At 37.8% G+C, this 15,310-nt stretch carries 12 protein-coding genes; all 12 read left to right on the top strand.

Features of this window, described 5'->3' with window-relative positions; translation table 11 throughout:
- Nucleotides 1-231 precede the first annotated feature (231 nt).
- The 12 genes from hslV to QF028_RS17925 all read left to right on the top strand — a co-directional run bounded on the left by hslV (nt 232) and on the right by QF028_RS17925 (nt 15,305).
- On the top strand, nt 232-774 hold the full coding sequence (hslV, locus tag QF028_RS17980) for an ATP-dependent protease subunit HslV (protein WP_429467466.1): 543 nt from the start codon (nt 232-234) through the stop codon (nt 772-774).
- A 20-nt stretch (nt 775-794) separates the two neighbouring features.
- A complete protein-coding gene (hslU, locus tag QF028_RS17975) occupies nt 795-2,198 on the top strand; it encodes an HslU--HslV peptidase ATPase subunit (protein ID WP_214714564.1) in 1,404 nt (467 codons plus the stop codon).
- A 122-nt stretch (nt 2,199-2,320) separates the two neighbouring features.
- Nucleotides 2,321-3,100 (top strand): GTP-sensing pleiotropic transcriptional regulator CodY, encoded by a 780-nt coding sequence (gene codY / locus QF028_RS17970; RefSeq protein WP_168242771.1) that lies wholly within the window; start codon nt 2,321-2,323, stop codon nt 3,098-3,100.
- A 196-nt stretch (nt 3,101-3,296) separates the two neighbouring features.
- Nucleotides 3,297-4,001 (top strand): 30S ribosomal protein S2, encoded by a 705-nt coding sequence (rpsB, locus tag QF028_RS17965; RefSeq protein WP_088086379.1) that lies wholly within the window; start codon nt 3,297-3,299, stop codon nt 3,999-4,001.
- Nucleotides 4,002-4,133: 132 nt separating this feature from the next.
- A complete protein-coding gene (gene tsf, locus QF028_RS17960) occupies nt 4,134-5,015 on the top strand; it encodes a translation elongation factor Ts (RefSeq protein ID WP_098933009.1) in 882 nt (293 codons plus the stop codon).
- A gap of 126 nt (nt 5,016-5,141) precedes the next feature.
- Nucleotides 5,142-5,867 carry a UMP kinase gene (gene pyrH, locus QF028_RS17955; RefSeq protein ID WP_168242772.1) on the top strand — a complete coding sequence of 242 codons (726 nt, stop codon included), beginning with the start codon at nt 5,142-5,144 and terminating at the stop codon, nt 5,865-5,867.
- Entirely contained in the window at nt 5,867-6,424 is a 558-nt protein-coding gene (gene frr / locus QF028_RS17950; protein ID WP_215000366.1) for a ribosome recycling factor, read from the top strand. The genes pyrH and frr overlap by 1 nt, the downstream gene beginning before the upstream one ends.
- Nucleotides 6,425-6,698: 274 nt before the next feature.
- Nucleotides 6,699-7,475 (top strand): isoprenyl transferase, encoded by a 777-nt coding sequence (locus tag QF028_RS17945; protein WP_429467459.1) that lies wholly within the window; start codon nt 6,699-6,701, stop codon nt 7,473-7,475.
- Nucleotides 7,476-7,500: 25 nt separating this feature from the next.
- Nucleotides 7,501-8,295 carry a phosphatidate cytidylyltransferase gene (locus QF028_RS17940; RefSeq protein ID WP_215000368.1) on the top strand — a complete coding sequence of 265 codons (795 nt, stop codon included), beginning with the start codon at nt 7,501-7,503 and terminating at the stop codon, nt 8,293-8,295.
- A gap of 36 nt (nt 8,296-8,331) precedes the next feature.
- Nucleotides 8,332-9,474, top strand: coding sequence for a 1-deoxy-D-xylulose-5-phosphate reductoisomerase (gene dxr, locus QF028_RS17935; RefSeq protein ID WP_429467456.1), 1,143 nt, complete (start codon nt 8,332-8,334; stop codon nt 9,472-9,474).
- A gap of 60 nt (nt 9,475-9,534) precedes the next feature.
- The gene (gene rseP / locus QF028_RS17930; protein WP_429467453.1) at nt 9,535-10,794 is read left to right on the top strand and encodes an RIP metalloprotease RseP; all 1,260 of its coding nucleotides are present in this window, start codon (nt 9,535-9,537) and stop codon (nt 10,792-10,794) included.
- 185 nt (nt 10,795-10,979) lie between these two features.
- Nucleotides 10,980-15,305: a PolC-type DNA polymerase III gene (locus QF028_RS17925; protein ID WP_410888838.1), complete on the top strand. Its 4,326-nt coding sequence runs from the start codon at nt 10,980-10,982 to the stop codon at nt 15,303-15,305.
- The last annotated feature ends 5 nt before the right edge of the window (nt 15,306-15,310 follow it).

Raw genomic sequence — 15,310 nt, 5'->3', positions numbered from 1 at the left:
TATTTACAAATAGATTTTAATTACTCAAAATATACACTTGAATCCTAATCAACATGACATCAGTAAAATTTCTTATCTTCATGGTTGAAATAACCCATAAAGTAATGAGGTCAAATATTCCAGTTAACATAGTCAGTTTTCATAACTTTCATGTAAATGGTAGTTCACCTGTTACATACTTATCTGCGAAGTAATGTGAATAGAAATCACTCCAAAGGGAGGCTCATCTTAATGAACCAATTTCATGCGACAACGATTTTTGCAATTCATCATAATGGTGAATATTCTATGTCAGGTGATGGACAAGTGACATTTGGTAATGCGGTAGTGATGAAGCACACAGCAAGAAAAGTAAGAAAGATATTTAATGGAAAGGTATTAGCAGGTTTTGCAGGTTCTGTTGCAGATGCTTTTACTCTTTTCGAACTGTTCGAGGGAAAATTAGAAGAATTTAACGGAAACCTTCAAAGAGCTGCTGTTGAGCTTGCCAAAGAGTGGCGAAGTGACAAAGTGCTCAGGAAGCTTGAAGCGATGCTAATTGTTATGAATCGTGAATATTTACTGCTTGTTTCAGGAACGGGAGAAGTAATTGAACCTGACGATGGAATTCTTGCGATTGGTTCAGGTGGAAATTATGCATTATCTGCTGGACGTGCTCTAAAGAAATACTCAGGAGACTATTTATCTGCAAAGGAAATAGCAAAAGCTTCTTTAGAAATAGCAGCTGAAATATGTGTCTATACGAACCATAACATTATTGTTGAAGAGCTATAACGGGAAGGAGACTAATTATCATGGGAAAAACAACTAATTTAACCCCTCGTCAAATTGTTGAAAAACTTGATCAATATATTATTGGACAAAAGGATGCTAAGAAAGCGGTTGCTGTTGCCTTAAGAAATCGCTACAGAAGAGGATTGTTAAATGAAAAACTTAGGGATGAAATTATCCCCAAAAATATATTGATGATAGGTCCGACTGGAGTTGGGAAAACGGAAATTGCCAGAAGGATTGCCAAAATTGTGGGTGCCCCTTTTATTAAGGTGGAAGCTACTAAGTTTACTGAAGTAGGCTATGTTGGGCGAGATGTAGAATCCATGGTTAGAGATCTTGCTGAAACCTCTGTTCGTTTAGTAAAAGAGGAACGGATGCAAAGTGTGAAGGAACGTGCAGAAGAGAATGCCAACAGCAGGCTAGTTGATTTGCTTGTGCCATCAGCCAAAAAAACGAGTAACTATAAAAACCCGCTAGAAATGTTATTTGGAGGCGGGAATACATCAACTGAACCAGAAACACATCAAGAGGATTATTCGATTACTGAAAAACGAAAAATTGTCAAAGAGAAATTAGCACTTGGTCAACTAGAGGAAGAAATCGTTACGGTTGAAGTAGATGAGCAAGCTCCATCCATGTTTGATATGCTGCAAGGCTCAGGGATTGAACAAATGGGAATGAATATGCAGGATGCCCTAAGCAGCTTTATGCCAAAAAAACGCAAAAAGCGAAAATTGACTGTCCGTGAAGCTCGCAAGGTGCTGACAAGTGAAGAGGCTTCTAAGCTTATTGATATGGATGAAGTAAATTCTGAGGCCGTTTATCGTGCGGAACAAGCTGGTATTATTTTTATCGATGAAATTGATAAAATCGCTAGTAAAAATTCGGGAGGCTCTTCTGCAGATGTATCCAGAGAAGGGGTCCAAAGAGATATTTTGCCTATAGTTGAAGGTTCAACAGTAGTGACCAAATATGGGTCAGTAAAAACAGACCATGTATTATTTATTGCTGCTGGAGCATTTCACATGGCGAAACCTTCCGATTTAATTCCAGAACTTCAAGGGCGTTTCCCAATTCGTGTAGAACTAACAAAGCTAACTGTGGAAGATTTCTTCAGAATCTTAATCGAACCAGATAATGCCCTTATTAAGCAATATCAGGCATTATTGGAAACAGAAGGTATACAAATTGAATTTTCTGACGATGCTATTCGTAGAATTGCCGAAGTTGCATTTGAGGTGAATCAAAATACAGACAATATTGGTGCAAGACGTCTTCATACGATTCTCGAAAAGCTTTTAGAAGACTTATCTTTTGAAGCTCCAGAAATTTCGATGGAGAAGATAACAATTACACCACAGTATGTCGACGATAAACTTGGTGCTATTTCGAAAAATAAAGATTTAAGTCAGTTTATCTTATAAAAATGAACGTCTGATCATCCCATGTATGAAGAAATGTTCATTTTTTAAATACCCTAAAATGTAGTATTTGAAGATTAATTAATAATTTAATAATGGTTGTAGTTATTAGGAGGAAGAAACAGATGGATTTACTTACAAAAACGAGAAAAATTAATGTTTTATTACAAAAAGCAGCAGGAAAGCCAGTTAACTTTAAGGAAATGTCGGTCACTTTAAGTGAAACGATTGAAGCAAATGTGTATATTGTTAGCCGTCGTGGTAAACTTTTAGGGTTCTCTATTCATCAGCAAATTGAAAATGAAAGAATGAAAAAGATGTTTGAGGATCGTCAATTCCCTGAGGAATATACAAATGGTTTATTTAATATTCAAGAAACCTCATCAAATCTTGATATTGAAAGCCAATATACTGCTTTTCCAATAGAAAACAGAGATTTATTTAAAGAAGGTTTAACTACGATTGTTCCAATTATTGGCGGCGGGGAACGCCTTGGCACGTTAATTCTTGCAAGATTACAAGAAAAGTTCCACGATGATGATCTAATCCTTGCAGAATATGGTGCAACAGTTGTAGGTATGGAGATTTTACGAGAAAAGTCTGAAGAAATTGAAGAAGAAGCTAGAAGCAAAGCAGTGGTTCAAATGGCTATTAGTTCATTATCATATAGTGAACTTGAAGCGATTGAACATATCTTTGAAGAATTAAATGGCCGTGAAGGCTTATTGGTTGCTTCGAAAATAGCTGATCGTGTTGGTATTACTCGTTCTGTTATCGTTAATGCACTAAGAAAACTTGAAAGTGCGGGGGTAATTGAATCACGTTCCCTAGGGATGAAAGGAACATATATCAAAGTTTTAAATGATAAGTTTCTGATGGAACTTGATAAATTAAGATCAAATTAATCATAACTAATCCCCAGCTAACTGGGGATTTTGTTTTTTTATTAAACTAATGCTTGATTGTTATTATTACATATGCTATATTATTTCATGGTGTTAATACACACGCTCATTGATTTAATCAGATGGTGCTGTTCATAACAGTTTCTGTTTAAAGATGAGGTGAGCGGAGGAAAACAAACCATTAGGAGGAAAAATCATGTCAGTCATTTCTATGAAGCAATTGCTTGAAGCTGGTGTACACTTCGGACACCAAACTCGCCGTTGGAACCCTAAAATGAAGAAATATATCTTCACAGAGCGTAACGGTATCTATATCATTGACCTTCAAAAAACAGTTAAAAAAGTTGAAGAAGCTTATAACTGGGTAAAGGAACTTGCTGGTAACGGCGGAACAGTTCTTTTTGTTGGTACAAAAAAACAAGCTCAAGATTCTGTTAAAGAAGAAGCGGGCCGTTCTGGTATGTACTATGTTAACCAACGTTGGTTAGGTGGTACTTTAACAAACTTTGAAACAATTCAAAAGCGTATTGGCCGCTTAAAAGATATCGAAAGAATGTCTGAAGACGGAACTTTTGAAGTATTACCTAAAAAAGAGGTTGTTCAATTAAAGAAACAACAAGAGCGTCTAGAGAAATTCTTAGGCGGCATCAAAGATATGAAACAACTTCCAGATGCACTTTTCATTATTGACCCTCGTAAAGAGCGTATCGCGGTTGCAGAAGCTAAGAAATTGAACATTCCTATCGTAGGTATTGTTGATACAAACTGTGATCCAGACGAAATCGATGTAGTTATTCCTGCGAATGACGATGCGATTCGTGCGGTTAAGCTTTTAACAGGTAAAATGGCAGATGCTATCCTTGAAGCTAAACAAGGTGAAGAAGTACAAGTTCAGGCTTAATTAAATCAAAAGGTGATAAGAGGGAGACCCTTTATCACCTTTTTTTAAAGAAGGTTTTTATTGGAAAGTTTTAGAATAGCTGTCATTGGCTAAGATATGGATACATAGTAAAATAAAGGAGGAATTTACATTATGGCAATTACTGCTCAAATGGTTAAAGAACTACGTGAAAAAACTGGTGCAGGTATGTTGGATTGTAAAAAAGCACTAACTGAAACTGATGGAGATATGGACAAAGCAATTGATTTCTTACGTGAAAAAGGGATTGCATCTGCTGCTAAGAAGGGTGACCGTATTGCTGCAGAAGGTTTAACTTATGTTGTAACTGAAGGTAACGATGCAGTTATTCTAGAAGTAAACTCTGAAACTGACTTTGTTGCGAAAAATGAAGCGTTCCAAGCTCTTGTAAAAGATCTAGCTGCACATCTTCTAAAGAACAAGCCTGCAACTGTTGAAGAAGCATCTGCTCAAACGATGGAAAATGGTGCAACTGTTGCAGATCATATCAATGCTTCTATTGCTAAGATTGGTGAAAAATTAACACTTCGCCGCTTTTCTGTTACATCAAAAACAGACAATGATGCATTTGGAGCATATATTCATATGGGTGGCCGCATTTCTGTCCTATCAGTACTTGAAGGCACAACAGATGCGGATGCTGCGAAGGATGTTTCAATGCATATTGCTGCACTAAAACCAAAATATGTTTCTCGTGACGAAGTTTCTCAAGAAGAAGTTGAGCATGAGCGTCAAGTATTAACACAACAAGCACTTAACGAAGGCAAGCCTGCAAAAATCGTTGAAAAAATGGTTGAAGGCCGTCTTGGAAAATATTTTGAAGATGTTTGTGTACTTGATCAAACTTTCGTTAAAAACCCTGATCAAAAAGTACGTCAGTTTGTTGAATCTAAGGGTGCTACAGTCCGTGAGTTCGTCCGTTACGAAGTCGGAGAAGGTATCGAAAAACGTGAAGATAACTTTGCTGAAGAAGTTATGAATCAAATTAAAAAATAATCAAAAACTATTCTCTAGCATAAAAACAAAATAGTTTTAAGGGAATGTTAATGAAATAGGTTTTTAAATAGGGGACACGGTGTGTTCCCTTTTTTAAAAAGAATTAATTACATAATGGAGGTTTATATGAGCGGTCCTAAGTACAAACGCGTAGTATTAAAGTTGAGCGGAGAAGCACTTGCAGGTGAATCGAGCTTTGGAATTAAACCTTCTGTGATCAAATCGATTGCCATTCAAGTTAAAGAAATAGCAGAGCTTGGTGTAGAAGTTGCTGTCGTTGTCGGTGGCGGTAACATTTGGCGCGGAAAAATTGGCAGTGAAATGGGTATGGACCGGGCAACTGCAGATTATATGGGGATGCTTGCAACGGTTATGAATTCTTTAGCACTGCAAGATAGTTTGGAGCACTTAGGAATTGAATCACGGGTGCAAACCTCTATTGAAATGCGCCAGGTGGCTGAGCCTTATATTCGACGCCGTGCAATTAGGCATTTAGAAAAAAAACGGGTAGTCATTTTTGCGGCGGGTACAGGAAATCCATATTTCTCAACGGATACAACCGCTGCACTCCGAGCAGCGGAAATCGATGCTGAAGTAATCTTAATGGCAAAGAATAATGTCGATGGAGTGTATTCTGCAGACCCTCGATTAGATGCAAATGCTACTAAATATGAAGATTTGTCTTTCTTAGATGTTCTTAAAGAAGGATTAGCAGTTATGGACTCTACTGCCTCCTCCTTATGCATGGACAATGATATCCCATTGATTGTTTTCTCGATTATGGAGCAGGGGAATATTAAACGAGCCGTTATGGGGGAAAAAATAGGAACAATTGTTAGGGGGAAACATTAATGCCAAAACAAGTCATCTCTACCATTAAAGATCGTATGACAAAAGCGATTCAGTCATATTCGCGTGAGCTTGCCAGCATCCGTGCGGGGAGAGCAAGCGCTTCGTTATTGGACAGAATTACAATTGATTATTATGGTGCACCAACACCTGTAAACCAAATGGCTGGAATTTCAACACCTGAAGCTAGGCTTATTGTTATTCAACCATATGATAAATCCACCCTTGGGGATATTGAAAAAGCAATTCTTAAATCTGATTTAGGATTAAATCCTACCAACGACGGTATGGTAATCCGCCTTGCTATTCCACAATTGACTGAGGAGCGCCGCAAGGAGTTAGTAAAATTGGTCAAAAAGGAATCAGAAGAAGCGAAGGTAGCTATCCGTAATATCCGTCGAGATGGTAATGACGAATTAAAGAAGCTAGAGAAGAATGGTGAAATTACTGAGGATAGTCTTCGCGGTCATTCGGAGGATATCCAAAAACTTACCGACGAATTTATTAGTAAAGTTGATCAAATTACAAAAGACAAAGAAAAGGAAATTTTGGAAGTTTAATTAATAAATAAGAACCCTCTGTTTAGGGGGTTTTTCACTATTTTATTATGTATTTTGGGGATATTTGATTGTTCCCTGAAAGTTGTCTGAACATTATTCTTAATCTCTGTTTTTTTACATAAGTTAAATATTAGAGATATCTTTTTGCTTTTTTGGTATGATAAAAACATGCTACCCCGAAATGTCCATTACATAACAACACACATGCTTCAATGGAATTGATATATGATTTAATTTTCGGAGGAAATGATTAACTAATTGGAGGAGCAATGTTATGTTTAATAAATTAAGGCTTGGGAAGAACCGAAATAACACTTCCACACTCCGAAATAAAATAGAGGAAATAAAAAAATCGCCTGTTCCTGAGCATGTGGCAATTATTATGGATGGCAACGGACGTTGGGCTAAGAAACGGGCATTACCACGTATTGCTGGTCACCATGAGGGCATGAAGGTTGTTCGGAAAACAACGAAATTAGCAAATGAGCTTGGCGTTAAAACCTTAACATTGTATGCTTTTTCAACTGAGAATTGGAAAAGGCCAAAAAATGAAGTCGAATATATTATGAGTTTGCCTGATGAATTTTTAGGAACATTTTTGCCGGATTTAATTGAGGAAAATGTTCAAGTGAAAATGATGGGCTATAAAAATCAACTTCCAGTACATACACTGCGTGCAATAGAAAAAGCTATAGAAGAAACAAAAAATAATGATGGATTAGTATTAAACTTTGCATTAAATTACGGGAGCAGGGCTGAGATTCTTGATGCTGTGAAGCAAGTCTTAAATGACAGCAAAAGTGGTAAACTAAACGAGACGGAGTTAGACGAAAAGGTCTTTTCTTCCTACTTAATGACTGCTAATTTTACAGACCCAGATCTTTTAATCCGTACTAGTGGTGAAATCCGCTTGAGTAACTTTATGCTTTGGCAGTTGGCTTACTCAGAGTTTTGGTTTACAGATGTCTTATGGCCAGACTTTAATGAAGAACATTTACTTGAAGCAATTGAAACGTTCCAGAATCGGCAGCGTCGGTTTGGTGGCATATAGAACAACAAAGGTGTTGAAATATTAGATGAAGCAAAGAATCATAACAGGAGTCATTGCAGCTGCACTATTTTTACCAATTGTCTATTATGGTGGATTTCCACTTGTAATATTAACCTACTTTTTAGCGACAATCGGATTGTATGAGTTATTAAAAATGAAAAAACTTACTATTTTTTCGGTTAATGGTGTGTTAGCACTTTTATTTCTGTGGGTGTTGCTCTTTCCTGAAAAATATTATCCCATATTCGATTCCTTTTATTATTCAAAAATAGAGATATGTATTGCATTAATTCTTTTGTTATTAACTTACACCGTTATTACCAAAAATCAATTTACATTTGAAGACGTTTCTTTTTCTATCCTATCAGCCATTTATGTAGGTATTGGCTTTTACTTTTTCTTTGAAACGAGGCAGGATGGGGGACTTGTCTATATTTTGTATTCTTTATTTATGATTTGGGCTACTGATTCAGGTGCTTATTTTATTGGAAAAGCTCTTGGTAAAACAAAGCTATGGCCCGAAATTAGCCCGAATAAGACAGTTGAAGGGTCGATTGGCGGAATCGCCTGTGCAGTTGTTGTGGCTGTCATATTTGTACTCCTCTCAAACATTAACGTCGGTCTTTTAACTTTAATGGGAATTACAATCGTCCTTTCCGTTTTTGGACAAATTGGTGACTTAGTTGAATCAGCCTTTAAGCGTCATTTTAATGTCAAAGATTCTGGTACAATCTTGCCAGGTCATGGTGGAATTCTTGATCGATTTGACAGCCTATTATTTGTTTGGCCCTTGTTACATTTTTTTCACCTTTGGTTATAGAGCGCGTGCGCTTCACATTTAGGAGTTGACTTTTTATTGAAAACCATTAGCTTATTGGGTGCAACCGGATCGATAGGAACCCAAACCTTAGATATTATCCGTGAGCATCCATCTGAATTTACATTAGCAGCCTTTTCTGTGGGTAAAAATATCGAGTTGGCTCGAAAAATGATTGTTGAATTTCAGCCTGAGCTTGTTTCTGTACAAGACTATCATGACTGTAATACATTAAAAGCAGAATTTCCTAATATTAAATTCACTTTTGGTCAGGAAGGACTAATCGAGACAGCAGTTTATGAAAAAGCCGATATTCTTGTTAACGCAGTTCTTGGAAGTGTGGGGTTAAACCCGACTTTACAAGCGATTGAATGTGGGAAGATAATCGCTATTGCCAATAAAGAAACACTGGTTACTGCAGGTCATTTAGTTATGGATGCGGCTAAAAGAAATAATGTACCACTCCTTCCGGTCGATAGTGAACATTCTGCCATTTTTCAAGCCTTGCAGGGGGAAAAGGAGAAAAACATTGAAAGATTAATTCTAACTGCTTCCGGCGGGAGCTTTCGTGACCTCTCTAGGCAAGAATTGAAAAATGTTACCGTGGAGCAAGCACTAAACCATCCAAATTGGTCGATGGGGGCAAAAATCACAATTGATTCGGCATCAATGATGAACAAAGGTTTAGAAGTAATTGAAGCTCATTGGCTTTTCAATATGCCATATGAAAAAATTGATGTACTGCTTCATAAAGAAAGCATCATCCATTCAATGATTGAGTTTCACGATAGCAGTATCATTGCTCAGCTTGGAACACCAGATATGAGAGTGCCGATTCAATATGCACTCACCTATCCTGATCGTTTGCCATTGCCTTCATCAAAACGTTTGGATCTGGCAAGGATTGGGAAATTGCATTTCGAGGAAATGGATGCCGCGAGATTCCGCTGTCTTGGTTTTGCTTATGAGGCTGGGAAAAAAGGTGGATCGATGCCAACGGTATTGAATGCAGCGAATGAAGTGGCCGTGGCAGCTTTTCTAGAAGGGAAAATTCGGTTCTTGCAGATTGAAGATTTGATTGAGAAAGCCCTAACCGCCCACCAAATCACGGAACACCCTAGCCTAACTTCAATCCAAGAGATAGACAAAGAAACAAGAGAATATGTTCATTCACTCCTGTAAGAAAAACGGAAGCGCAAGTAAAAGAATCTCTCTTATCCTGAAAAAAAAGGTGGTTTTATTTTGACTACAGTTATTGCCTTTATAGTGATTTTTGGCGCACTCGTATTCTTTCATGAATTAGGTCATTTGATTTTCGCAAAAAGGGCTGGTATTTTATGCCGTGAATTTGCAATTGGTTTTGGCCCAAAAGTATTTTCCCATAAAAGAGCGGAGACAACCTATACCATTCGGTTACTTCCGATTGGTGGATTTGTGCGCATGGCTGGAGAAGACCCGGAAATGATTGAAATAAAGCCTGGTTATCGTATTGGCTTGTTGTTTGATAAGGATGAAAAAGTAAATAAAATCATCTTAAATAATAAAGAGAAGTTTCCTAATTGTCGGATCGTTGAAGTGGAATATGCTGATATCGAAAAGGATTTAGTTATTAAAGGATTTCCTGAAGATGAAGATGAAGTATTAAAAACCTTTATCATTGACCCAAAAGCAGTCATCGTGGAAAATGGAATCGAGTCACAGATTGCTCCAATTGACCGTCAATTCGGATCAAAAACATTAGGACAAAGAACGATGGCTATTTTTGCTGGTCCGATGATGAATTTTGTACTTGCATTCATTTTATTTATTATTATTGCTTTTATACAGGGGGTACCTACGAATGAACCTAAGCTAGGTGAAATAACTCCTGATGGGGCAGCGATGGCTGCTGGTCTTAAAAAAGGTGATCTCATCCAGACGATTAATGGTTCAGAAATTTCGAGTTGGTCTGATGTAGTGGAGGTCATTCGGAAAAATCCAAATGAAAAGCTCGAATTTTCTATTCGCCGTGACAAAAAGGATTTAGATATCACGGTAACCCCAATTGAAAAAACGGTTGAAGGAAAGAAAATTGGGCTTATTGGTGTTTATAGTCCTGTTGAAAAGTCTCCTATTCAAGCAATTAAGGCAGGTTTCACAGAAACCTATTTTTGGACGAAACAGATTTTTGTAATGGTTGGTAAATTAGTCACTGGCCAATTTTCAATTGATGCACTTTCTGGTCCTGTTGGTATTTACCAAGCAACAGATTCTGTAGCTAAATCGGGTATTTATTATTTAATGAAATGGGCAGGGATTTTAAGCATTAACTTAGGTATTATGAACTTATTACCTATTCCCGCTCTTGACGGTGGAAGATTAATGTTTTTTGCTGTCGAAGCTGTTAGAGGCAAGCCGATAGACCGTCAAAAGGAAGGTATGGTTCATTTTATAGGATTCGCCCTCTTAATGCTGCTCATGCTTGTTGTAACTTGGAATGACATTCAAAGGTTTTTCTTGTAGTATGTAATCTTTAATTTATTTTGGGGGCCGTTAAATACGGTCCCTATTCTATTTTTAAAGAAAACTAATTAACTAAAATGGAGAAATTTTTCTGTCGAATAAAGCCGAATCATTTTGAGTCATATGATATAATTACTTTTTGACGAGATAAAAAAAGCGATATTTAATAGATGGGAGAGAGAACGATGAGCGAACATGCCCTAGGCAAAAAAGAGCGATTCCAACTCTTGCTCCAGCAGCTGCAATTGATCGAGGATGCTGTTGTAGTGCATTTCAACAATGCGCAAATTGAAAGGTTATTAGTTGAAAAAAAAGCTAGAAAGTGGCATTTTCAATTTTTATTCGAAAATATACTTCCCTATAATGTTTATGTAATGTTTACGTCACAGCTTGAACGGACATTTTCAAACATTGCAACGATTTCCTTCCATATAAATGTAACAAATCAAATTATTTCACCGGAATTATTACGAGATTATTGGAGTTATAGCATTCAGCAAATTGATGGAATTGCTCCGCCGCTTTTAAAACTATTACATGAACAACTTCCCGAAGTGAACGGTAATAAGCTTACAATTTCAGTTCGTAATGATACTGAGGGACAAGCACTAAAGCGGAAATATGGCGAGACGATCGCTAAAATCTATCAATCATTTGGATTTCCCAATTTATCGATTGAGACAGTAATAAAAAGTAACGAGAAAAATGAAGAATATCAACAATTTCTTCTTGCAAAGCAAAAGGAAGATCAAGAACGCGGACTTCAAGCAATGGTTGAATTGCAGAGAAAAGAAGCTGAAAAGGATCAGGCATCTGGTGATCTTCCATCTGGACCGCTTACTATTGGTCTTACCATTAAGGATAATAATGACTTCCGAAGTCTGATTGATATTGTTGATGAAGAAAGACGAATAGCTGTAGAAGGGTTTATCTTTGATGCGGAAATACGTGAACTCAGGAGCGGCCGTTCCCTGCTGACCTTCAAAATAACTGATTACACAAGCTCTATTATGGTAAAAATGTTTTCACGCGATAAAGAGGATGCAGCCCTGTTCCAGCTTGTCAAAAAAGGAATGTGGGTAAAAGTTCGAGGCAGCATTCAGAATGATACCTTTGTTCGTGACCTCGTGATGATTGGAAATGATATTAATGAAATTAAGCCTGTTGGCCGAAAGGATACTGCACCCGAAGATCAGAAACGTGTAGAACTCCATCTTCATACACCGATGAGTCAAATGGATGCAGTCACACCTGTTAGCACACTGATTGCACAGGCAAAAAAATGGGGACATAAAGCAATTGCAGTAACCGATCACGCGGTTGCACAATCATTTCCTGAAGCGTATGGTGCTGGGAAGAAAAATGATATTAAAATTCTCTATGGGGTTGAAGTAAATTTAGTGGATGATGGGGTGCCAATTGCCTATAATGACGCACATCGTCAACTAGCTGAGGATACCTATGTTGTATTTGACGTTGAAACTACGGGACTATCAGCGGTGTACAATACAATTATTGAGCTTGCTGCTGTGAAAATACATGACGGGGAAATCATTGACCGCTTCGAATCCTTTGCCAATCCTCATCACCGTTTATCGGCAACAACAATCAACCTCACTGGAATTACCGATGATATGGTCCAAACCGCTCCAGAAATTGAGGAAGTTCTACGGAATTTTAGTGATTGGGCTGGTGATGCTGTTCTTGTAGCCCATAATGCTTCCTTTGATATGGGTTTCCTCAATGTCGGATATAGAAAAATAGGCTTTGAAAAGGCTAGGAATCCTGTTATTGATACACTTGAACTTGGAAGATTTCTCTATCCAGAGATGAAAAACCATCGTTTAAATACACTAACTAAGAAGTTTGATATTGAATTAACCCAACATCACCGCGCCATTTATGATGCAGAGGCAACCGGTTATCTACTTTTGAAAATGTTAAAGGATTCCCTCGAAAAAGGAATTGAATACCATGACCAGTTTAATGATAATATGGGGAAAGGAAATGCCTACCAACGGGCACGTCCCTATCACTGTACACTTTTAGCCCAAACACAAGCGGGATTAAAAAACCTTTTTAAACTCGTATCTATATCACACCTTGAATATTTTTATCGAGTTCCTAGATTACCAAGATCTGTTTTGCAAAAATACAGGGAAGGGATTTTAGTTGGCTCCGGTTGTAATAAAGGTGAGGTATTTGAAGGGATGATGCAAAAATCCCCAGAGGAAGTGGAAGGTGCTGCCCGTTTTTATGATTATCTTGAAGTCATGCCGAAAGAAGTAAATGCACCGTTGATTGAAATGGAATTGGTGAGCGATGAAAAAGCAATGGAGGATATTATTGCGAAAATCATTACGCTTGGTGATAAATTAGGATTGCCAGTTGTTGCAACTGGAAATGTCCATTATCTTAATGAAAATGATAAAATTTATCGAAAAATATTAATTAATTCCCAGGGAGGAGCTAACCCGCTAAATCGCCATGAACTTCCCGATGTTCACTTTAGGACAACCAATGAAATGCTTGATGCTTTTTCATTTTTAGGAAAAGAGAAAGCAAAAGAAATTGTTGTAACTAACACGAATAAAATTGCGGATATGATTGAAGTCATTAAACCAATTAAAGACGATTTGTATACACCGAAAATTGAAGGCGCCGATGAAGAAATGCGTGAAATGAGTTATTCAATGGCGCGGAGAATTTACGGTGACACCTTGCCGGAAATTGTGGAAGCCAGGTTAGAAAAGGAATTGAAAAGTATTATTGGGCATGGATTTGCTGTTATTTATTTAATTTCTCATAAGCTTGTTAAAAAGTCCTTGGATGATGGTTACCTTGTAGGCTCAAGGGGGTCTGTTGGTTCATCACTTGTAGCAACAATGACAGAAATTACCGAGGTAAATCCACTACCACCGCATTATGTGTGCCCAACCTGTAAACATTCAGAGTTTTTTAATGATGGTTCTGTCGGTTCAGGTTTTGATTTACCTGATAAGGATTGCCCGCAATGTGGCGGGAAATACCATAAGGACGGACACGATATTCCGTTTGAAACGTTCCTTGGTTTCAAAGGGGACAAAGTTCCCGATATCGATTTAAACTTTTCTGGTGAATACCAGCCGAGGGCCCATAATTATACAAAGGTCCTGTTTGGTGAGGATAATGTATTCCGCGCTGGGACGATTGGTACAGTCGCAGACAAGACCGCTTTTGGATATGTTAAAGCATATCAACAGGATAACAATCTACAACTGCGTGGTGCCGAAGTAGAACGCCTTGCTTCAGGCTGTACGGGTGTTAAAAGAACAACGGGTCAACATCCAGGTGGTATTATTGTTATACCTGATTACATGGATGTTTATGATTTTTCACCGATTCAATTCCCGGCAGATGATAGAAATTCAGAATGGAAAACAACACATTTCGATTTCCATTCCATCCATGATAATGTCTTGAAGCTAGATATCCTCGGACATGATGACCCGACCGTGATTAGGATGCTTCAGGACCTGAGCGGAATGGATCCGAAAACAATCCCTACAGATGATCCTGAAGTCATGAAAATCTTTAGCGGGACCGAGTCATTAGGCGTAACAGAAAAGCAGATCATGTGTAAAACTGGAACACTTGGTATTCCAGAGTTTGGAACTCGATTCGTTCGGCAAATGCTTGAGGATACGAAACCAACAACGTTCTCTGAACTTGTTCAAATATCGGGGTTATCACATGGTACCGATGTATGGCTTGGGAATGCCCAAGAATTAATCCATAATAAAACATGTAATCTTAGTGAAGTTATTGGCTGTCGTGATGATATCATGGTTTACCTTATTTATCAGGGACTGGACCCATCCTTTGCTTTTAAAATTATGGAATCAGTTCGTAAGGGTAAAGGCTTAAGTGAAGAAATGGAAGCAGAGATGCGGAAAAACGAAGTTCCAGAATGGTATATCGACTCTTGTAAGAAGATTAAATACATGTTCCCAAAGGCCCATGCTGCTGCATATGTACTTATGGCAGTTAGAATTGCATATTTCAAGGTACATCTGCCGCTCCTTTATTACGCCGCTTATTTTACTGTCCGCGCGGAAGACTTTGACATTGAAGCAATGTCGCGCGGTTCAGAATCGATACGTGCAAAAATAGAAGAAATAAATGCAAAAGGCCTAGAAGCATCTAACAAAGAAAAAAACTTATTAACGGTTTTGGAACTAGCACTTGAAATGACTGAAAGGGGCTTTGTTTTCCAGAACTACGATTTATATAAATCTTCATCATCCGAATTCATCATTGAAGGCAATACCTTAATACCGCCGTTTAATTCGATTCCAGGCTTAGGAACGAATGCGGCCTATAATATTGTCAAGGCAAGGGAATCAGGAGAATTTTTATCCAAAGAAGATTTACAGCAACGAGGAAAGGTATCTAAGACTATCCTTGAATATTTAGACAAGCAAGGGTGCCTATCATCCCTTCCAGAGCAAAACCAGCTTTCTCTGTTTTAACTTGG

The sequence above is a fragment of the Neobacillus sp. B4I6 genome, assembly GCF_050434045.1.
GTDB lineage: Bacteria > Bacillota > Bacilli > Bacillales > Cytobacillaceae > Neobacillus.
The sequence above is the reverse complement of the archived record's forward strand: the minus strand, read 5'-3'. Positions and strand labels throughout refer to the sequence as shown.